The organism is Sanguibacter hominis ATCC BAA-789 (assembly GCF_012396185.1).
Taxonomy (GTDB): Bacteria; Actinomycetota; Actinomycetes; order Actinomycetales; family Cellulomonadaceae; genus Flavimobilis; species Flavimobilis hominis.
This window is the reverse complement of record NZ_JAAXOW010000003.1, coordinates 1-17,101: the sequence shown is the minus strand read 5'-3', so window position 1 is coordinate 17,101 and position 17,101 is coordinate 1. Positions and strand designations below refer to the sequence as shown.

The following is a 17,101-nucleotide window of genomic DNA, read 5'->3' as shown; positions in this document are numbered from 1 at the left end:
TGGCAGGCGCGGAACCGCGCGCCTGCCACCGCGTGCGGCTACTGGGCGACGAAGTCCGTGTAGTAGACGCCCATGACCTGGTCCGCCCCATAGATCTCCTGGAGCGAGGCGGTCAGCTCGTTCTTGAGCGCGGCACGCCCTTCCGCGCTCTTGATCTCGGTGACCGGCCGGCCGGAGAAGAGCGCGATGGTGGCGTCCTGGGCCTTGACGAGGTCGATCTCGTGGGCCTCCTCGGTGAGCTGGAGGCCCAGGCCGATGCGGAGGTAGTGGTTGCCGTCGAGGTTGATGTTCATCGACTCGAGGGTCACCATCTCGCCCGCGACGGGCGCGGGCGGCTCCTTCGCGGCGCCGTCGTCCTTGCCTGCGACGAGGAAGAAGTAGGCGGCTCCCGCGAGGACCGCGACGACGAGGACGCCGACGACGATCCACGGCAGCTTGCCGCGCCCCTTGGCCTTCTCGGTGGACTCGGGCTCGGGGGCAGCGGTCTCCGTGCGCTCGCGCGGCTGGATCTTGTTCGCGCCGATCTTGGGCTTGGCGCCCATCACGCGCTGCTCGACGACGGCCATGGCTACTCCTTCTCCTGCTGGCTCGCGGGGGCTGCGGCCGTGGCCTCGCCGTCCTGCACGGCCGAGCTCTTCTTCTTGCGGTTCTCGTCGACGACCGTGAGCAGCTCACGGATGCGTTCGGGCTTGTCGCTGAGCACGACGACGTCGGCACGGCGGTTGGCCGCGAGCGACTTCGTGTCGGTCTTGTCGACGAGCGGGCGGGCGTCGCCGAAGCCGACGGCAGACATCCGCGCGGGCTCCAGCCGCGACTTCTCGACCATGCGACGCAGGACGGTCGTCGCACGTGCAGACGACAGCTCCCAGTTGGTCTTCGCGGTCGAGCCGGTCGGGACGATGTCCGCGTGCCCCTCGATCGCGATCTCGTTGTTGATCGTCCGCAGCGGCTTGCCGACGGCGTCGATCACCTTGCGCGACGTCTTCGTCAGCTCGTTCGACGCGGTGTCGAAGAAGACGTCGGTCGTGATCATGCCGACGACGAGCCCACGCTCGGTGATGCGGAACGTGACGGCGTCCGACAGCTTGACGCGCGCGAGGTTCTCCTCGATGTGGTCGCGGATCTCCTCGAGGTGGTCGTACTCGGCCTCGGCCTCGGCGTAGTCCTGGGCCGAGAACTCACCCTCGGAGCCGTCGAACGATCCCGTGACGACGCCCGACGAGATGCTCGGCGCGATGTCGTTGATGTCCTTGACGTTCATGACCTCGCCGTGCTCGTTCATCAGCCCGGCCTTGTCGACGAGGACGACCGAGTCTCCCGCACCGAACCCGGACGAGAGCGACTGCGCGAGCTCCTCGTACTTCGTCTGGTCGACGGTGCTGATCGCGTACATGACGAGGAACAGCGCCATGAGCACCGTCATCATGTCGGAGTAGGAGACGGCCCACCGCTCGTGGTTCTCGTGCTCCTCCTCCTCGACCCGCTTGCGACGCCTGCTCATGCTGCGTCCTTGACCTGCTGGCCGGGCGGCAGGAGGCTGCGCAGGCGCTCACCGACGAGGCGCGGGTTGGCACCCGACTGCACGGAGAGCAGGCCCTCGAGGACGATCTCCATCTGAGCGCACTCGAGATCGGAGATGCGGGCGAGACGGCCGCCGAGCGGCAACCACATGAGGTTGGCGCTCGCGAGGCCCCAGAGGGTCGCGACGAAGGCCGCGGCGATCATGTGCCCGAGCTCGTCCGGGCTCGCGAGGTTGGACAGCACGTGCACGAGCGAGACGACGGTGCCGACGATGCCGATCGTCGGGGCGTATCCACCCATCGTGTTGAAGAACTTGTAGATGACCTTGTCGGCGCGACGCTTCGCGTCGATGCGGTCCTCGAGGATGACCCGCAGGTCCTCCGGGTCCGTGCCGTCGATCGCGGCACGCAGACCGTCGCGCAGGAACGGGTCGTCGATCGTGCGCGCCTCGTCCTCGAGCGCGAGCAGGCCCTCGCGGCGGGCGCGGTCGGCGAGCTGCACGATGCGCTCGATCGACGCGTCCGGAGAGGGCACCTTCGCCGTGAACGCCCGCGGGATCGCCCGCATCGCGCCCTTGAAGTCGACGAGCGTCGAGCTCGCGAGGGCTGCGCCGATCGTCGCGCCGAACACGAGGATCATGGGGGCAGGGAGCAAGATGCTCTGGATCTGGGAGCCCTCGAGGTAGATCATCGCGATGATCCCGCCGAAGCTCACCACGAGCCCGATGATGGTTGCCGGATCCATGCGTCAGGACCTCTCGTCGTCGGTGAGGGTGGGCACGACGCTCAACCCGGACGGCCGCTCGGTCGTCTGGTCGTACATGGACTCTGCCTGCAGCTCCTGCGCACGCGCGACGAGCCGGGCCCGGTAGTCGACCACGAGGTCGATCACCGTCTCCATGTCCTCCTGGACGATGTACTTGGTGCCGTCCATCAGCGTCAGGATCGTGTCGGGCGCACTGTCGATACGCTGCACCAGATCCGGGTTCACCGCGAAGCGCGGCCCGTTCAGGCGCGTCACAACAATCACAACCATCACCGATCCTTGGTGTCGTCACCGGTCCGTCCATGAACCGTCACGAGCCAGATCGGTGCCCCCGGCCGCGATATGAGACATTGACCAGAGCCGGTGTGTCCCCTTTGTCGAAGATGACAGCCCCACCCTGGGAAAACGCTTTCGAAGTCCTGTTGAACACGCCCACCGTCGGCCGATGAACACCTCATGAGGGATGTGACGTGTTGCACGTCCCCACCGCACAAGCACCAGCATGAGGAGACCATCGTGTCCACCCCCTCGGAAGAGACGGTCGACGACCGTCCCGCCCGCACACCGCTCGCCAGCCGGCTCCGTGACGTGTCGATCCGCACCAAGATCATGGGGCTCGTCGTCGGCGCGCTCGTCGCCTGCCTCGTGATCGGCGCGACGGGCGCCGTCGGCGTGGTCCAGGCACGCACGAGCATGGGCTCGATGGCGGACGTGACCGAGCGGCTCCACGACGCCGTCCTCGACGTCAACAACGAGGTGTGGCGAACCCGCGCCGCCGCGCTCGACCTCGCAGCGTCGACCGCGGACCAGCGCACCGACGCCGCCGCCGAGGTCGAGGCGGCCACGCAGAGCGCCACGGCGTCGCTCGACGTGCTCTTCTCCCTCTTCGTCGAGGTGACCGGCGAGCAGTCGTCGAACCAGGAGCACCTGACGACCGCCTGGACCCAGTACGCCGACGTCCTGACCCGCGGCCTCGTCCCCGCTGCGATCTCGGGCGACATGCTCACCGTGCACTACCTGCGCACGGGCAAGGCGGCGAACTTCGGCGCCGAGGTCGTCACCGAGCTCTCCGAGACGACCGTCCAGGTCACGCAGACCGCCGACCGCATCCAGGACGACGCCGCGGCACGCTCGACCCTCATGATGACCGTCATGATCGCGACGATCGCCGTCGTCATGGCCGTCCTGCTCGCGCTCGGTGTGTTCGTGACGCGCCAGATCCGCCGGCCCGTCGCCGCGGTGCGTGACGCCCTCGAGCGTCTCGCCGAGGGCGACCTGACGAGCGAGGTCGACTTCACCGCGAAGGACGAGATCGGTCAGATGGCCGCGTCGCTCGTGGCCGCTCAGGCGAACCTCCGGGCGACCCTCGAGCTCGTCGCGGCCGACGCCAGCGCGGTCGCCGCAGGCGCCCAAGACCTCGCCGCGACCAACTCCGAGCTCGCCTCCGGCGCGCACGAGGCCTCCGCCGCCGCGGGCGTCGTCGCGGCCGCTGCCGAGCAGGTCTCCCGCAACGTCCAGACCGTCGCCGCCGGCGCCGAGCAGATGGGCGCCTCCATCCGCGAGATCGCCCAGAACGCCTCCGAGGCCGCCGACGTCGCCAACCGCGCCACCACCCAGGCCGCCGACGCGACCGTGACCGTCACCCGCCTGGGCACCTCCAGCCAGGAGATCGGCAACGTCGTCAAGTCCATCACCTCGATCGCCGAGCAGACCAACCTCCTCGCCCTCAACGCCACGATCGAGGCCGCCCGCGCCGGCGAGGCCGGCAAGGGCTTCGCCGTCGTCGCCTCCGAGGTCAAGGACCTCGCCCAGGAGACCGCACGCGCCACCGAGGACATCGCCCGCAAGGTCGAGGCCATCCAGGCCGACACCGACAACGCCGTCCACGCCATCACCGAGATCTCCGCCGTCATCGCCAAGATCAACGACTACCAGCTCACGATCGCCTCCGCCGTCGAGGAGCAGACCGCCACCACCAACGAGATGTCCCGCTCCGTCTCCGAGGCCGCCACCGGCTCGGCCGACATCGCCGTCAACATCGGGGGCGTCGCCCAGGCGACGGCCTCGTCGAGCGACGCGCTGTCCGGCTCGGGCGGCACGATCGACGAGCTCGCCGCCGTGTCGACGACCCTGCGCGAGCGGATCGCCGGCTTCACCATCTAGCCGCGCAGGACGACGAGAAGGGGGCGTGGTCGCCGATGGCGACCACGCCCCCTTCTCGTGCCTCGGTGGGCCGAGGGTCAGCGCTTGAGGTTGACCAGCTCCTGGAGCAGCTCGTCGCTCGTGGTGATCACGCGCGAGTTCGCCTGGAAGCCGCGCTGGGCGATGATCAGGTTCGTGAACTCCTGGGAGAGGTCCACGTTCGACATCTCGAGCGCGCCACCGATGAGGCCACCACGGCCGCCCGCACCCGCCACCCCGACCGCCGGGTCGCCGGAGTTGACCGACGTCTCGTACATCGAGCCGCCCGCCTTCTGCAGACCGACCGGGTTGGCGAACGTCGCGATCGCGATGCGACCGACCGGCTGCTTGGTGCCGTTCGAGAAGGCGCCGATGATCGTGCCGTCAGCGTTGATCTGGAAGGACTGCAGGGCACCGGCCTGCGAGCCGTTCTTGCTGATCGCCTCGACCGTCGTGAGGGCCGCGTAGCCCGTCACGGTGCCCAGCTCGACCGTGCGGCTGCCGACCGTGATCGTGCCACCGGCCGTGAGGGCGCCCGAGGCGTCGAACTGCATCTCGGCGCCGGTCACCGTGTTCGTCCCGTCGGAGCCGCTCACGCCCCAGCCGGTCGCGGTGCGCGTGAACGTGAGGGAGACGGTGCCTGCGTTGCCGAGGCTGTCGAACACCTCGACGTCGCGCACGAGCGCCGTGCCGACGGCCGCGTCGGACGGCAGGTTGCCACCGAACTTGATGTTCGTCGTCGGCTGCGCGCCGACGAGCGTGGTCATCGGGAGCGTGAGGTTGCTCAGGGCACCCGCGGTGTCGATCCCGCCGGCCGCGTCAGCCGCCCAGCCCTGGACGAACGCACCCTCCGACGTCACGAGGCGACCCTGCGCGTCGAAGTCGAACGAGCCGTTGCGGGTGTAGAACGTCTGCGCACCGCTCTTGACCGCGAAGAAGCCGTCGCCCGAGATCATCACGTCGGTCGAGCGGTTCGTCGTCTGGGCGGCGCCCTGCTGGAAGTTCGTCGAGATCGCGGAGACCTTGACGCCGAGGCCGACCTGGGCCGGGTTCGTGCCACCGGTGTCGGCGGTCGGCGCACCCGCGTTCGTCAGGACCTGGCTGAGCGTGTCCTGGAACTGGGTCTGCGAGGCCTTGAAGCCGGTGGTGTTGACGTTGGCGATGTTGTTGCCGGTGACGTCGAGCATCGTCTGGTGCGAGCGGAGCCCGGAGATGCCGGAGAACAGCGAGCGAAGCATGGTGGTTCCCTTCGGGTGGTACGCCGGACTAGGACGCGGAGGAGTCGGTGGGGGTCGTGGGTGCGGGCTTCTCGGCGGGCGCGCCGAGGATCCCGGAGACGGAGTCGAGGCTGACCTTCACGCCGTCGACGAGGAGCTCGGGGACGGCGCCCGCGAACGAGACGCTCGAGACGTGACCGTTGACGGTCTTGCCCTCGGCGTCGGTGTAGGACACGTCCTTGCCGACGAACTCGGCGGCGGTCGCGCGCATCTGCAGCGCGAACGTCTCGAGGGTCGCGTCGGCGATCGACGTGAGCTTCTCCATGGACGCGAGCTGCGTGGTCTGCGCCATCATCTCGGTCGTGTCCATCGGTGCGCTCGGGTCCTGGTAGCGCAGCTGCGCGACGAGGAGGTTGAGGAAGGTCTCGCCGTCGAGGGTCTGCTTGGCCTTCGAGACCGTGTTCCCGGCGTGGATCGACGTGTAGCCGCCGCCGACACCCTCGGTGCTGATTGACATGGTGCGTGTCCTTTCGGGGGAGCTTCAGGCGAGGACGTCGACGCCGGAGCGTCCGTCGGTCGGGAGGATGTCGGGGCGCGGTGCAGGCGCGGACGCGGTGTCGACCGACGTACCACGCGCGTCACCGCGCGCGGCCTCGGGGCGACCGGAGCCGCGGCCGCCGTCGGTGTCGAGCCCGCTGCCCTGCTGGGCGCCCTGGCTGTCGGACCGGCCGGAGCCGAGGTCGAGCTGGGCCTGCATGCCGGTCGCGGCGAGGTCGCGGCGGAGCTCGGGCAGGATCCCGCGGAGCGACTCGCGCGCCGCGTCGGTCCCACCGACGAGCTCGATGCGGACACCGTCAGCGCCGATGTGCGCACGGACCTCGACGGGCCCGAGCGCCTTCGGCTCGACGCGGAGCGTGAGCATGTGGTCGCCCGCGGGCAGCGCCCGCAGGCGTGCGAGCGGTGCACGGAGCTGCTCGGCGAGCGGCGGTGCCTCGGTTCGGGCAGGAGCTGCGGGCGCTGCGGCCGGGGCCGTCGGGGCGGCCTGCGGCGTCGGGCTCGCCGCGGCGGTCGCGCCGACCGGGGTGAACCCCTCGGGCAACGCACGGCCGGTCGTCTGCTCGACCCCGGCCGGGCGCATCGCGGCGACCGCGGGTGCGGCGGCTGCGGCGTCGGGCTGCGGCGTCGCCGTGGCGACCTGCTGCTGAGCCGCGGGCTCGACACGCTGGGGCGTCGCGTCCTGGGTGAGCGGTGCGGCCTGGCCTGCGGGCTGGGCGGCCGTGGAGCTGCCGAGGGCGGCGCTGCGCTGGAGCGCAGCCGCCGCACGGGTGCCGTCGGCGACCGGGGCCTGCGGCTCGTCGACCGCCGGGGCGGCGACGGTGGCGGCCGCGACGACCGGGGTGGCGGCCTGCGCAGCGGCCGGCGCGGCAGCGGCGACAGGCTGCGCCGTCTCGTCCGCGGGCGCAACAGGCGTCGCCTCGACGGCGGACACCTCGGCGCCCGCCTCGGCGAGCGGCTGCTGCGTGGGCTCGGTCAGCCCGGTGCCGACCACGACCGGAACGACGGGGGTCTCGACGTCGGCGACCGGCGCCGTCGGAGCCTGGTCCGACGCTGCCTGCGTGGTCGTGTCGTCCGTGACGGCGGCGTCGTCATGCTCGGCCTGCGGGCGGACCTCGTCGCGCGACGACGTCCCGCGCGCGGCCCGCGAGCCGTCCCGCGCCGCGTCAGCACGCGCCGCGTCAGCACGGGCCGCGTCAGCACGCGTCGTACGGGCACGCTCGGCGCGCGACCTGTCAGCCTGCGCACGCTCCTGGGTGCGCGCGAGCTGCGCGCGGTCCGCGAGAGCGCGCTCGGCCTGAGCACGATCCTCACGACGAGCGCTCACCGCACCGTCGGCAGGCTGGCGGTCCTGCGTCGCACGGTCGAGCGTCCTCGCGAAGGCGTCGTCCGTCCGCGCGGCAGCGGGCGCCGGGACCGCGGGCCTCGCGGCCCTGAGGTCCACGACGGAGATCTGGACGGTCATGCGGCACTCCCTGTCAGCATCTGCAGCGCGAGTCGCTGCGCGTCGACGGACGTGCTTGCGCTGGTCAGCGCGTCCGTGGTCGCGGCGGCGCCCGTGCCGGGCACGCCGCTCGTGGCTCCCACCGAGGCGAGAGCGGACATGAGCGCCGTGGTCGTGGCGCTCTGGCTCGCGGCTCCCGGCAGGACCCGCCGGATCGCGGTCGGCTTCTCGTAGACCTCCGCCTCCTGGACGACCTTGCCCGGCTTCGGAGCGTGGATCATGCGGTTGTCGCCGACATAGATGCCGATGTGCGAGCCGCCGTCGAACACGACGAGGTCGCCCGGGAGCGCCTCGTCGAGCGACGCGACCGGGGTGCCCGTCGTCATCTGCTCGCGCGCCGTGCGCGGGGCGTCGACGCCGAGGTCGGCGAGCGCACGCTGTACCAGGCCCGAGCAGTCCATGCCGGCCGTCGTCTCACCGCCCCAGACGTACGGGACGCCCAGGTACTTCTCGGCGGACGCCACGAGACCCGTGGCGGTCGCGCCTGCTGCGGGGACCGTCGGGTCCTGGGCGCCGGTCGTCTCACCCGCCGCCGCGAGCGCCTGCGCGAACTGCGTCGACGACGCGGAGACGGCCGACGTGCTCGACGTCGTGTCCGGCGCGCCGGTCGCGAACGCGGACGAGCCGAGGACACCACCGCTGCGAGCACCCGTCGAACGCACGAGCGACTCGATCGTGGCCACGCGGCTGAGGACGGAGTCGATGCTCATCGCGTCTCCTCCCCCGTCGTCGCACCGGCGACGTCCTCGGGCGGACGCGCCCGGCTCGCCGCCTCGTCGATCACGATCTGGTCCGCGGCCAGCTCCTCCTGGGCGACGCGCTCCGCGTGCCGCTCCTCGAGCTTCTCGAGCGGGAGGGACCGCGAGCGTGCAGCCTTCCACTCGTCCTCGCGCTCCTGCGCGGTGCGCGCTGCGCGGGCGACGAGAGCGGTAGCGACGTCGACGTCCGTGCGCAGCGCGGCACGGCCCGCGAGAGCCGCCCGCCACGCCCTGACGTCCATCGCGTCGGGCGTCGAGTGCGAGCCGAGCGCCTCGGCAGCCGCACGGGCGTGCGCACGCGCACGTGCCGTCTGGGCGTTCGCACGGCCGAGCTCGGCGGCCGCCTGGTCCTCCTGGAGCTTGCGGAACCGCAGCAGGCCCGCGAGCCGGAACTTGTCCGCCATCAGGCTGCCTCCCTCGTCCCGAACCGACCGACGAGCTCGTGCAGCCGCGCCCACGAGTCGGCTGCGGGCGCAGCCTCGTCGACGCCCTGCTGCAAGAACGCGTCGATCTCGCGCGAGCTCGCGAGAGCCGCGTCGACGAGCGGGTTCGAGCCCGCGACGTACGCGCCGACGTCGACCAGGTCCTGGACCGACCGGCGCGCCGCCATGACGCGGCGCAGCTCGGTCGCGTCCGCACGCTGCTCGCGCGACGTGACGCGCGACGCGACACGGGAGATCGAGCCGAGCGCGTCGATCGACGGGAAGTGGCCCGACGTCGCGAGCTTGCGGTCGAGCACGACGTGCCCGTCGAGGATCGAGCGCGCCTGGTCGGCGATCGGCTCGTTGTGGTCGTCGCCGTCGACGAGGACGGTGTAGATGCCCGTCACCGATCCGGTCGCGCCGGTACCAGCGCGCTCGAGCAGCTCGGCGAGCAGCGAGAAGACGCTCGGCGGGTAGCCGCGGGTCGCGGGCGGCTCGCCGACCGACAGGCCGATCTCGCGCTGGGCCATCGCGACGCGCGTGAGCGAGTCCATCATCAGCACGACGTCCGCGCCGCCGTCGCGCAGATGCTCCGCGATGCGGGTCGCGACGAACGCGGAGCGCTTGCGCACGAGCGCCGGCTGGTCCGACGTCGCGACGACGACGACCGCGCGGGCGAGGCCCTCAGGGCCGAGGTCGTCCTCGAGGAACTCGCGGACCTCACGGCCGCGCTCACCGACGAGGGAGATCACCGAGATCTGCGCGTCCGTGCCGCGCGCGATCATCGACAGGAGCGTCGACTTGCCGACGCCCGAGCCGGCGAACAGGCCGATGCGCTGGCCGCAGCCGACCGTCGTGAGCGTGTCGAGCGTGCGCACGCCGAGGTTGAGGGGGGCCGTGACGCGCTGGCGCGCGAGCGGGTGCGGCGCGCGTCCCGCGATGTCGACGTACGTGACGTCCCGCAGCGGGCCCTTGCCGTCGATCGGCTGACCGAGACCGTCGAGCACGCGACCGAGGAGGCCGGGACCGACGGGGACGCGCAACGACCCGCCCGTCGCGCGGGCCTCGAGGCCGGCGCGCAGGCCGTGCGGAGGCGCGAGCGGCATGCAGCGCGCGGCGCCGGCGGTCGCCGCGACGACCTCGGCGGGCATGTGGGTGCCCGCGCCGACGGGACCGTCGCCGAGCTGGACGAGGTCGCCGATGGCGAGGTCGAGCCCCTCCACCTCGACGGAGAGACCGACAGCCTGACGCACGCGTCCCACGACCTCGGGGCGCGCGACGGCGAGCGTCGAAGTCCAGGTCATGTCCGCGCCTCCGGGTCTCCGGCTGCGACGGCCTGCTCGACGAGCGGCTCGCCGCTGTCGAGCGCCTGCTCGACGGCGGCGCGCAGGCGTGCGGCACCGGTCGCGACGCGCGCGTCGAGGTAGCCGGTGGGCAGGTCGCTGATCGCGTCGCCCGGCGCGAGCGTCGCGTCGGCGACGAGCTCGACACCGTCGGGGACGCCGACGACGTGGCCGGCCTTCGCCGCTGCGCCCGCGAGCAGATCGAGGTGCGCGAGGTCCTGCGGGTTGAGGCGGATCGCCACGATCTCGGTGCCTGCCGGCACCGCGAGAGCGCGGGCGAGAGCGGACCGTGCCGAGCGCTCCGAGCTGGAGAGCTCGACGCCGACGATCGCCTCGGCGAGGTCGAGCGCGAGGCGCACGATCAGCTCGTGCGACTCCTCGACGACGGGGATCGTGCGGTCGTTGACCGCGCGCGCGGCCGCGGCGAGCGTCGCGAGAGCGGCGTCGACCTGGGCGCGCGCCACTGCGCGCTCGTCCTCGACGCGCTCCGCGACCCGCTCTGCGGCGCGCTGCGCCGCGACGGCTGCCGCTCGCGTGCCCTCGGCCCAGCCCGCCGCGTAGCCGCCGACGCGTGCCTGCTCGCGCACCTGCTGGGTGCGCGCGTCGGACACGACGGCGAGCTGCGTGGTCGCGAAGCCGGGCTCAGGAGACATACTCGTCCTCGCCCTCGCGGCGGATGATGATCTGGCCCGACTCCTCGAGGCGGCGGATCGTCTGGACGATCTGGCTGCGCGCCTCCTCGACCTGCGAGACGCGCACGGCGCCGAGCAGCTCGATCTCCTCGGTGAGGTTGCTGCGCGCACGCTCCGAGAGGTTGCGCAGGACAGCGTTGCGCTCGCCCTCGCCGGCGCCCTTGAGCGCGAGCGCGAGCGTCGGCGTCTCGACGCCGCGCAGGACGAGCTGGAGCGCCCGGTCCTCGAGCAGGACGATGTCCGCGAAGACGAACATGCGGCTGCGCACCTCGTCGGCGAGCTCGGCGTCCTGCTCCTCGAGGCCCTCGAGGATGAGCTTCTCCGTGCCGGGGTCGGCGCGGTTGATGATCTCGACGAGCGGCTGCACGCCACCGATCTGGCTCGTCTCGCGTGGCGTGAGGACGCTCGCAGACTTGCGCTGCAGGCACTCGGCGACGGTCGCGACGACGTCGGGCGCCGCGCGGTCCATGAGGGCGATGCGGTGCGCGACGGCGGCCTGCGTCGCGGGCGGGAGGCCGCCGAGGATGAGCGAGGCGTGCTCGGGTCGCAGGTGGGCGAGGACGAGGGCGATCGCCTGCGGGTGCTCGCCGTTGATGAGGGCGATGACCTGACGGGCGTCGGCCGCCTGGAGGAACTCGAACGGCTGACCGGCGAGCGACTCCTGGAGCCGCTCGAGCATCGTCGCGGCGCGCTCGTCGCCGACGGCCGCCTCGAGGAGCTGGGTCGCGAAGCCGAGACCGCCGTGCGCGAGCATCTGCCCGCCCTGGAGGGTGTCGTAGAACTCCCGCATGACCTGGTCGGCCATGTCCCGGTCGACGCGCTCCATGCGGACGATCGCGGCGGTGATGTCCTCGATCTCCGGCTCGGAGAGCTCGGACAGGACGCGCGCAGCCCGCTCGCGGCCGAGCTGCATGAGCACGAGCGCGGCACGCTGCGTGCCCGAGAGGGCGGCGGTGTTGGGGCGCGGGCGCTCGACGCGCGGAGCGTCCACGGCGGCGGCGACGGCGGGGTCGCTCGTGGTCACGACGGTCACTTGCGAGCCCCCACGTCCATCATCGAGCGGAGTCGGTCAGCGATCTCGGACGGGTCGGTGTCGGCCATGGAGCCGACCTCGGCGCGCTTCGCCTCGGCGTCGAGCTGGAGCTCGTCGACGGGCGCGATCATCGCGAGGGTCTGCTCGGTCTCCTCGACCATGTCGAGGGCGAGCGCGGTCGGGTCGACCGGCGAGACGGGCAGCGGCTCGAGGTCGCCGATGTCGAGCGCGGTGCGCTCGTCGCCCTTGCTCTTGCGTGCCCGGGCGACGACGACGGCGAGAGCGACGAGGAGCACGACCCCGAGGCCTGCCATGACGCCCGTGCGGATCAGCGCGGCGCGCTCGGCCTTCTCGGTCGCGGCGCGCTCTTCCGCGAGGGCGGCCTGGGCGGCCTCGGCGTTCGAGGAGTCGAACGCCATCCGCGACACGGTGACGACGTCGCCGCGCTGCTGGTCGATGCCGGCGGCCGAGGCGACGAGGGTCTCGAGCTCAGCCATCGACAGGGCCGCGGCCGCGCTCTGGTTGACGGCGACGGACACGGACTGACGGCGGACGGTGCCGGGCGCGGTCTCGGTCACCTCGGTGACCTTGTCGACCGCGTTGTTCCGGGTCTCGGACTCGTTGGCGTACTCGCCCTCGCCGTTGCCGCCGGTCGGGACGGCGATGTTGTCGGGGCCGAGGACGCCGGTCCCTCCGGGTGCGCCGCTGCCGGTGTAGGTCTCGGACGTCCGGGTCTCGGAGAGCGGCTGGACGCCGTCCGCGCTCTCGAAGCGCTCGGAGGTGCGCTGTACCTGGTCGAAGTCGAGGTCGGCAGCCACGGAGACCACGGCGTTGCCGGGGCCCACGATGCGGTCGAGCATCGTCTGGACGGAGGCGGAGATGCGCTCCTCGTACTCGCGGTTCTGCTTGCCGGAGCCGGTGCCGGCCGTGCCGACGCCGACGGCGGACAGGACCTTGCCGGTCGAGTCGATGACGGCGACGTCGGTCGTCTTCATGCCCTCGATCGACGCGGACACGAGGTGGACGACGGCCTGGACCTGGTCGTCGTCGAGGGTCGCGCCGGTGCGCAGCCCGACGAAGACGGACGCGGTCGGGTCGGCCTTCTCGGCGACGAACACGGTCTCTTCGGGGAGGGCGAGCTGGACGGACGCGGTCTCGACGCCCTTCATCGCGCTGATGGTCTTGGCGAGCTCGCCCTCCATCGCACGCTTGTAGGTGGTGGACTGCTGGAACTCCGAGGAGCCCATGCCCATCTCGTCGAGGAGCGAGTAGCCGCCGTCGCTCGCGGCGGGCAGGCCGGCCGCGGCCGTCTTGAGGCGCATCTGGTAGACGGAGTCCTTCGGGACCATGACCGTCGCACCGCCGTCGGCGAGCTGGTAGGCGACCCCGGAGGCGTCGAGCTGCTCGACGACGGCGCTCGCGTCGGCCGCGGCGAGGCCCGTGTACAGCGGCGCGTAGGTGGGGCGCGAGCTCCACGCGTAGAGGCCGACGACGATGGCAGCCAGGACACCGAGCCCGATGAGCGTCAGCGTGCGCTGCGCGATCGTGAACTCCTTGATGGCCGCGCCCAGGCGGGCGGCGGCGTGCGAGATCTTCTCGGGCATCAGGCCTGCATCCTCATGATCTCGGTGAAGGCCTCGACGGCCTTGTTACGGACGGCGGCGGTGAGCTCGAGCGTGACGGCTGCCTGGCTCGCGGCGACCGTGTAGTCGTGAACGTCGTCGAGGTCGCCCGTCACGGCGCGGATCGCGAGGGCGCTCGACTTCTCCTGGGCGCCCTGGAGGTTCTCGATGGCGCCGGTGAGGGAGGACGCGAACGCGGGGCCGGTCGTGCTGGGCCCCTGTGCGGGGCTCGCACCGGTGAGGTCGAGGTAGCCGGTGCCGGTGGCACCGGTCACGGCTCCGGCGCTCACGGCGCCGACGGGGATGACGGGGAAGCTCATCAGTTCCTACCGATCTGGAGTGCGGCCTCGTAGGTGGCGCGGGCGCGGTCGACGACGGCGGCGTTCGCCTGGTAGCCGCGCTGGGCCATGATGAGCGAGCTCATCTGGCTGGACATGTCGATGTCGGGGTAGCGGACGTAGCCCTCGGCGTCGGCGAGCGGGTTGTTGGGCTCGTAGACCATGCGTCCCTCGGCGGAACCGAGGACGACGCCCGCGACCTGGACGCCCTGCCCCTGCTGCATCTCGTCCGCGACGACGTAGCGTGCCTGGAAGGCTGCCTCGTCGGTGCGCGTGGCGTTGTTGGCGTTGGCGAGGTTGTCGCTGATCGCGTCGAGCCACTTGCGGTGGACGGTCATGCCCGTCGAGGCGATCCCGAGTGCTCCGAACGTCGTCATCAGTTGGTCCTCATCGCAGTACGGATCTGGCTGAACTGCCCGTCCATGGCCTGGGTGGCGAGCTGGTAGCGCAGGTTGGTGTCGACGTTGAGCAGGGTCTCCGCGTCGAGGTTGACGTTGTTGCCGTCGAGACGCGTGGGCTCGAGCGAGGTCTGCTGGACTGCTGATACGTAGCCGTTGCCACCGCGGACCGCCGAGGTGAGGGCGTCCTCGAACGAGACGCGGCCTGCGTGGAAGCCTGGCGTCTGGATGTTCGCGATGTTGTGCGCGATGACGCGCTGGCGCAGAGCGAGGCCGTCCAGGGCGCTGTTGAGCGCACCGAAACCCACGGAATCGAACACGGAGATGTCCCTGAGGTGTGGTCCGAGTGGCCTGTCCGTGGCCGGTATGACGAGCGATCCATGCTCGTCGGTCCTATCGGGACGCAGGTCCCGCTGTTGAGAGGTTCCCGCCTGCGGAGTTGCAGGTCCGCCCGACGATCGTCACGTGACGGACACTTCGGACCCGGCGTGCGACGAGGCGGGAGCCTCAGCCCTCGGTGTCGAGGTAGACGGGGCGCTCGCGCTCCAACGGGTCGGAGGCGTCGATCACCTCGACCTGGCGGCGCGTCGCCGCCATGGCACGCGCGAGCCTGCTCGCGGTCGCCTTCTGCGCCTCGAGCACGGCGGTCGCGCGCGCGCCGAGGGCGCGCGGGAGCGGGCCGATGCCGTGCGGGACACGCCACTGGGACGCGCGCCGGAGCGCGAGCTCGGCGATCTCGTTGTCGGGCGCTGCATCGAGGAGCGCGTTCGTCTCAGCGAGGTCGCGCTCGAGGATGTCGAGCGCGCGGATCCACGCCGACGTGGCGGTGTCGTCGGTCATGGTCAGCACGTGCTCACCCGACGCCCAGCTCACCCCTCGGGCCGACGACGGCCGGAGGGATGGGAGCGGCCTGCTCGGCCGACAGCTCGCGGGCCGCCGTGTGCCACGCCTCGCGCAGCGGCTCGATGAGAGCACGGCACGCATCGAACCGGGAGTCGTCCTGGTTGACGTTCGCCTTGACGAGCTCGGTGCTCAGGTACGAGTAGAGCGTCAGCAGGTTCTGCGCGCCGGCCCACGCGTTGACGTCGAGCGTCGTCATGAGCTCGGTGACGATGTCCTGGGCGTGGAGGGCTGCCGCATTGCAGCCCGCCTTGTCGCCTGCCTCGATCGCCTTGCGGGCACGGCTGATGTCGAGCAGCAGCCGGTCGTACAGCATCGTCACGAGCGTCGACGGTGTCGCGTTGAGCACGCTCTGCGCGAGGTACTCGGATCTCAGGTCGGTGGTCACGGTCTCTCCTCGTCTACTTCGTCGCGTTCAGCTGCGCGATCTGCGACGACAGCCAGTTCGACGTCGACTGCATCTTGCTCATCGACACCTCGAGCGCGGAGTAGATCCGCACGAGGGTCTCGCGACGGCGAGCGAGACGGTCGTCCCAGTCGGAGATGCGGTCGCCCATCTCGCTGACCGACGCCTCGGTCGACTTGATGCGGTTCGTCAGCGATCCGTCGACCTTGTCGGAGGCGCGGTCGGCGACGGCCTGGACGTTCGCGGCGACGCCGGAGACGATCTTCTGGACCTTCGCGGGGTCTTCAGCGAGGGCGGCCGAGAACTTCTCCTGGTCGAACGTGAACGTGCCGTCACGCGCGATGACGATCCCGACGTCGGCCGGCGACACCCCGTCGATCGGCGCACTCGCCTGCGAGAGGATGTCCTGCTGGAGCATGCGGACCGTCGCGTCGCCGCCGAACAGCCCGGGCTTGAGGGTCGCGGAGCCGTCGGACGCGGTGCCCGTGCTCGCCTTGGTCCGCGAGCTGATCTCGGAGAGGACGACTCCGATGTTGCTCACGAGGTTCTTCGCGAGGTTCGTCAGCGCCTCGGTGTCCCGCACGACGTCGACGGTGACGGCCTCTGCCTCGACCTTGGAGACGGTGATCGTCACGTCGCCGAGGAGCCCGTTGAACGCGTTGGTGGCGCTCGTCATCGACTGGGCCGCGTCCGTGCCGGGGAAGAGTGTGATCTTCGCGTCGCCCGCGGCGCGGACCTGGCTCAGCGACGCGGCGGCGGGCCCGCCCGCGCTGGCGTAGGAGACCGTGAACGAGCTGGCCGCGCCCGTCGCGGTCCCCGTCAGCTGCAGCCGGTAGCTCGGCGTGTCGGCGGTGCCGACGTTGATGACCGCGGCCTTGACGCCCGCGTCGGACGAGTTGATCGCGGCGGCGATGTCGCGCGGGTCGGTCGTCAGCGCGGTGACAGCGGTGTCCTTGCCCCCGAGCGAGATCGTCAGCGTCGGGTCGGCAGGGTCGAGGTCGGCGGGGATCGCGAGGAGCGACGACTGAGACGTCGCGACACGGTCGACCGTGAAGGAGAGGGTCGAGGGGACGGCACCGCTCGCAGCGGTGACGACGACGGACTCGGCGCTCGAGGTGCCCTTGACCGCACCCCACGAAGTGTCCTTCGTGGCGGTCTTCGCTGCTTCCGCAAGAGACGCGACTCGCGTGTTGAGCGCCTGCAGAGCGGTCACGAGCGAGGAGCCCGTCGCCTGCTTCTGCTTGAGGAGAACCTGCTGGTTGCCCTCGACCGCGATGAGGCTGTTGATGAGCGCGGTGGTGTCGAGTCCGGAGCTGAGACCGTCGATCGCGAGACCGGCCATCGTGATGCCCTTCGTTCGTTACGGGTGGCTGCATGCCGTGCGTGCGAGCTGCGGGAGCAGCTCTGGTGTGGCCGTGCGGCGGGAGGACCGTGGTCCTCCCGCCG

At 71.5% G+C, this 17,101-nt stretch carries 20 protein-coding genes; 1 reads left to right on the top strand and 19 read right to left on the bottom strand.

Going from position 1 to position 17,101, the window contains the following annotated elements; all coding sequences use genetic code 11:
* Positions 1 to 38 precede the first annotated feature (38 nt).
* From HF995_RS09815 to HF995_RS09800, 4 genes are read right to left on the bottom strand one after another with little or no spacing between them, the layout of a single operon-like run.
* Positions 39 to 566 carry a flagellar basal body-associated FliL family protein gene (locus tag HF995_RS09815; protein ID WP_286189509.1) on the bottom strand — a complete coding sequence of 176 codons (528 nt, stop codon included), beginning with the start codon at positions 564 to 566 and terminating at the stop codon, positions 39 to 41.
* Between the two features lie 2 nt (positions 567 to 568).
* Entirely contained in the window at positions 569 to 1,501 is a 933-nt protein-coding gene (locus HF995_RS09810) for an OmpA/MotB family protein (protein WP_168447644.1), read from the bottom strand.
* Positions 1,498 to 2,265 carry a motility protein A gene (locus tag HF995_RS09805; RefSeq protein WP_168447643.1) on the bottom strand — a complete coding sequence of 256 codons (768 nt, stop codon included), beginning with the start codon at positions 2,263 to 2,265 and terminating at the stop codon, positions 1,498 to 1,500. Before HF995_RS09805 ends, HF995_RS09810 begins: the two co-directional genes overlap by 4 nt.
* A gap of 3 nt (positions 2,266 to 2,268) precedes the next feature.
* Positions 2,269 to 2,556: a flagellar FlbD family protein gene (locus HF995_RS09800; protein WP_210727386.1), complete on the bottom strand. Its 288-nt coding sequence runs from the start codon at positions 2,554 to 2,556 to the stop codon at positions 2,269 to 2,271.
* A gap of 246 nt (positions 2,557 to 2,802) precedes the next feature.
* Here HF995_RS09800 and HF995_RS09795 point away from each other — a divergent pair, with 246 nt between their 5' ends.
* Entirely contained in the window at positions 2,803 to 4,449 is a 1,647-nt protein-coding gene (locus HF995_RS09795) for a methyl-accepting chemotaxis protein (protein ID WP_350308834.1), read from the top strand.
* Between the two features lie 77 nt (positions 4,450 to 4,526).
* Here the strand turns inward: HF995_RS09795 and HF995_RS09790 are convergent, their stop codons facing one another.
* From HF995_RS09790 to fliD, 15 genes are all read right to left on the bottom strand, one after another.
* Positions 4,527 to 5,705, bottom strand: coding sequence for a flagellar hook protein FlgE (locus HF995_RS09790; protein ID WP_168447642.1), 1,179 nt, complete (start codon positions 5,703 to 5,705; stop codon positions 4,527 to 4,529).
* A gap of 28 nt (positions 5,706 to 5,733) precedes the next feature.
* The gene (locus tag HF995_RS09785) at positions 5,734 to 6,201 is read right to left on the bottom strand and encodes a flagellar hook capping FlgD N-terminal domain-containing protein (protein WP_168447641.1); all 468 of its coding nucleotides are present in this window, start codon (positions 6,199 to 6,201) and stop codon (positions 5,734 to 5,736) included.
* Between the two features lie 24 nt (positions 6,202 to 6,225).
* Entirely contained in the window at positions 6,226 to 7,704 is a 1,479-nt protein-coding gene (locus HF995_RS09780; RefSeq protein ID WP_168447640.1) for a flagellar hook-length control protein FliK, read from the bottom strand.
* Positions 7,701 to 8,453 (bottom strand): C40 family peptidase, encoded by a 753-nt coding sequence (locus tag HF995_RS13630; protein ID WP_210727385.1) that lies wholly within the window; start codon positions 8,451 to 8,453, stop codon positions 7,701 to 7,703. The genes HF995_RS09780 and HF995_RS13630 overlap by 4 nt, the downstream gene beginning before the upstream one ends.
* Positions 8,450 to 8,905 (bottom strand): flagellar FliJ family protein, encoded by a 456-nt coding sequence (locus tag HF995_RS09770; protein WP_168447639.1) that lies wholly within the window; start codon positions 8,903 to 8,905, stop codon positions 8,450 to 8,452. Before HF995_RS09770 ends, HF995_RS13630 begins: the two co-directional genes overlap by 4 nt.
* Positions 8,905 to 10,227 carry a FliI/YscN family ATPase gene (locus tag HF995_RS09765; protein ID WP_168447638.1) on the bottom strand — a complete coding sequence of 441 codons (1,323 nt, stop codon included), beginning with the start codon at positions 10,225 to 10,227 and terminating at the stop codon, positions 8,905 to 8,907. Before HF995_RS09765 ends, HF995_RS09770 begins: the two co-directional genes overlap by 1 nt.
* Positions 10,224 to 10,919, bottom strand: a complete 696-nt coding sequence (locus tag HF995_RS09760) for a FliH/SctL family protein (RefSeq protein ID WP_168447637.1) — start codon at positions 10,917 to 10,919, stop codon at positions 10,224 to 10,226. The genes HF995_RS09765 and HF995_RS09760 overlap by 4 nt, the downstream gene beginning before the upstream one ends.
* Positions 10,909 to 11,991 (bottom strand): flagellar motor switch protein FliG, encoded by a 1,083-nt coding sequence (gene fliG / locus HF995_RS09755; RefSeq protein WP_350308833.1) that lies wholly within the window; start codon positions 11,989 to 11,991, stop codon positions 10,909 to 10,911. Before fliG ends, HF995_RS09760 begins: the two co-directional genes overlap by 11 nt.
* Positions 11,988 to 13,595, bottom strand: a complete 1,608-nt coding sequence (gene fliF / locus HF995_RS09750) for a flagellar basal-body MS-ring/collar protein FliF (protein ID WP_168447636.1) — start codon at positions 13,593 to 13,595, stop codon at positions 11,988 to 11,990. The genes fliG and fliF overlap by 4 nt, the downstream gene beginning before the upstream one ends.
* Positions 13,595 to 13,933 (bottom strand): flagellar hook-basal body complex protein FliE, encoded by a 339-nt coding sequence (fliE, locus tag HF995_RS09745; protein ID WP_168447635.1) that lies wholly within the window; start codon positions 13,931 to 13,933, stop codon positions 13,595 to 13,597. The genes fliF and fliE overlap by 1 nt, the downstream gene beginning before the upstream one ends.
* Complete coding sequence (locus HF995_RS09740) at positions 13,933 to 14,328, bottom strand: flagellar basal body rod protein FlgC (RefSeq protein WP_168447634.1); 396 nt, start codon at positions 14,326 to 14,328, stop codon at positions 13,933 to 13,935. Before HF995_RS09740 ends, fliE begins: the two co-directional genes overlap by 1 nt.
* Positions 14,328 to 14,669, bottom strand: coding sequence for a flagellar basal body rod protein FlgB (locus HF995_RS09735; protein ID WP_168447633.1), 342 nt, complete (start codon positions 14,667 to 14,669; stop codon positions 14,328 to 14,330). Before HF995_RS09735 ends, HF995_RS09740 begins: the two co-directional genes overlap by 1 nt.
* Before the next feature lie 187 nt (positions 14,670 to 14,856).
* Positions 14,857 to 15,189, bottom strand: coding sequence for a hypothetical protein (locus tag HF995_RS09730; RefSeq protein ID WP_168447632.1), 333 nt, complete (start codon positions 15,187 to 15,189; stop codon positions 14,857 to 14,859).
* A gap of 13 nt (positions 15,190 to 15,202) precedes the next feature.
* Positions 15,203 to 15,637, bottom strand: coding sequence for a flagellar export chaperone FliS (gene fliS / locus HF995_RS09725; protein ID WP_350308832.1), 435 nt, complete (start codon positions 15,635 to 15,637; stop codon positions 15,203 to 15,205).
* Positions 15,638 to 15,650: 13 nt separating this feature from the next.
* Entirely contained in the window at positions 15,651 to 16,997 is a 1,347-nt protein-coding gene (gene fliD, locus HF995_RS09720; RefSeq protein WP_168447631.1) for a flagellar filament capping protein FliD, read from the bottom strand.
* Positions 16,998 to 17,101: the final 104 nt, after the last annotated feature.

Excerpts from the sequence above, each read along its gene's own strand:
- HF995_RS09740 (WP_168447634.1), bottom strand. The coding sequence starts at position 14,328 with ATGACGACGTTCGGAGCACTCGGGATCGCCTCGACGGGCATGACCGTC.
- HF995_RS09815 (WP_286189509.1), bottom strand. The coding sequence starts at position 566 with ATGGCCGTCGTCGAGCAGCGCGTGATGGGCGCCAAGCCCAAGATCGGC.
- HF995_RS09810 (WP_168447644.1), bottom strand. The coding sequence starts at position 1,501 with ATGAGCAGGCGTCGCAAGCGGGTCGAGGAGGAGGAGCACGAGAACCAC.
- fliD (WP_168447631.1), bottom strand. The coding sequence starts at position 16,997 with ATGGCCGGTCTCGCGATCGACGGTCTCAGCTCCGGACTCGACACCACC.
- HF995_RS09730 (WP_168447632.1), bottom strand. The coding sequence starts at position 15,189 with ATGACCGACGACACCGCCACGTCGGCGTGGATCCGCGCGCTCGACATC.
- fliF (WP_168447636.1), bottom strand. The coding sequence starts at position 13,595 with ATGCCCGAGAAGATCTCGCACGCCGCCGCCCGCCTGGGCGCGGCCATC.
- HF995_RS09805 (WP_168447643.1), bottom strand. The coding sequence starts at position 2,265 with ATGGATCCGGCAACCATCATCGGGCTCGTGGTGAGCTTCGGCGGGATC.
- HF995_RS09800 (WP_210727386.1), bottom strand. The coding sequence starts at position 2,556 with ATGGTTGTGATTGTTGTGACGCGCCTGAACGGGCCGCGCTTCGCGGTG.
- HF995_RS09790 (WP_168447642.1), bottom strand. The coding sequence starts at position 5,705 with ATGCTTCGCTCGCTGTTCTCCGGCATCTCCGGGCTCCGCTCGCACCAG.
- HF995_RS09780 (WP_168447640.1), bottom strand. The coding sequence starts at position 7,704 with ATGACCGTCCAGATCTCCGTCGTGGACCTCAGGGCCGCGAGGCCCGCG.
- HF995_RS09765 (WP_168447638.1), bottom strand. The coding sequence starts at position 10,227 with ATGACCTGGACTTCGACGCTCGCCGTCGCGCGCCCCGAGGTCGTGGGA.
- HF995_RS09785 (WP_168447641.1), bottom strand. The coding sequence starts at position 6,201 with ATGTCAATCAGCACCGAGGGTGTCGGCGGCGGCTACACGTCGATCCAC.
- HF995_RS09770 (WP_168447639.1), bottom strand. The coding sequence starts at position 8,905 with ATGGCGGACAAGTTCCGGCTCGCGGGCCTGCTGCGGTTCCGCAAGCTC.
- HF995_RS09760 (WP_168447637.1), bottom strand. The coding sequence starts at position 10,919 with ATGTCTCCTGAGCCCGGCTTCGCGACCACGCAGCTCGCCGTCGTGTCC.
- HF995_RS13630 (WP_210727385.1), bottom strand. The coding sequence starts at position 8,453 with ATGAGCATCGACTCCGTCCTCAGCCGCGTGGCCACGATCGAGTCGCTC.
- fliE (WP_168447635.1), bottom strand. The coding sequence starts at position 13,933 with ATGAGCTTCCCCGTCATCCCCGTCGGCGCCGTGAGCGCCGGAGCCGTG.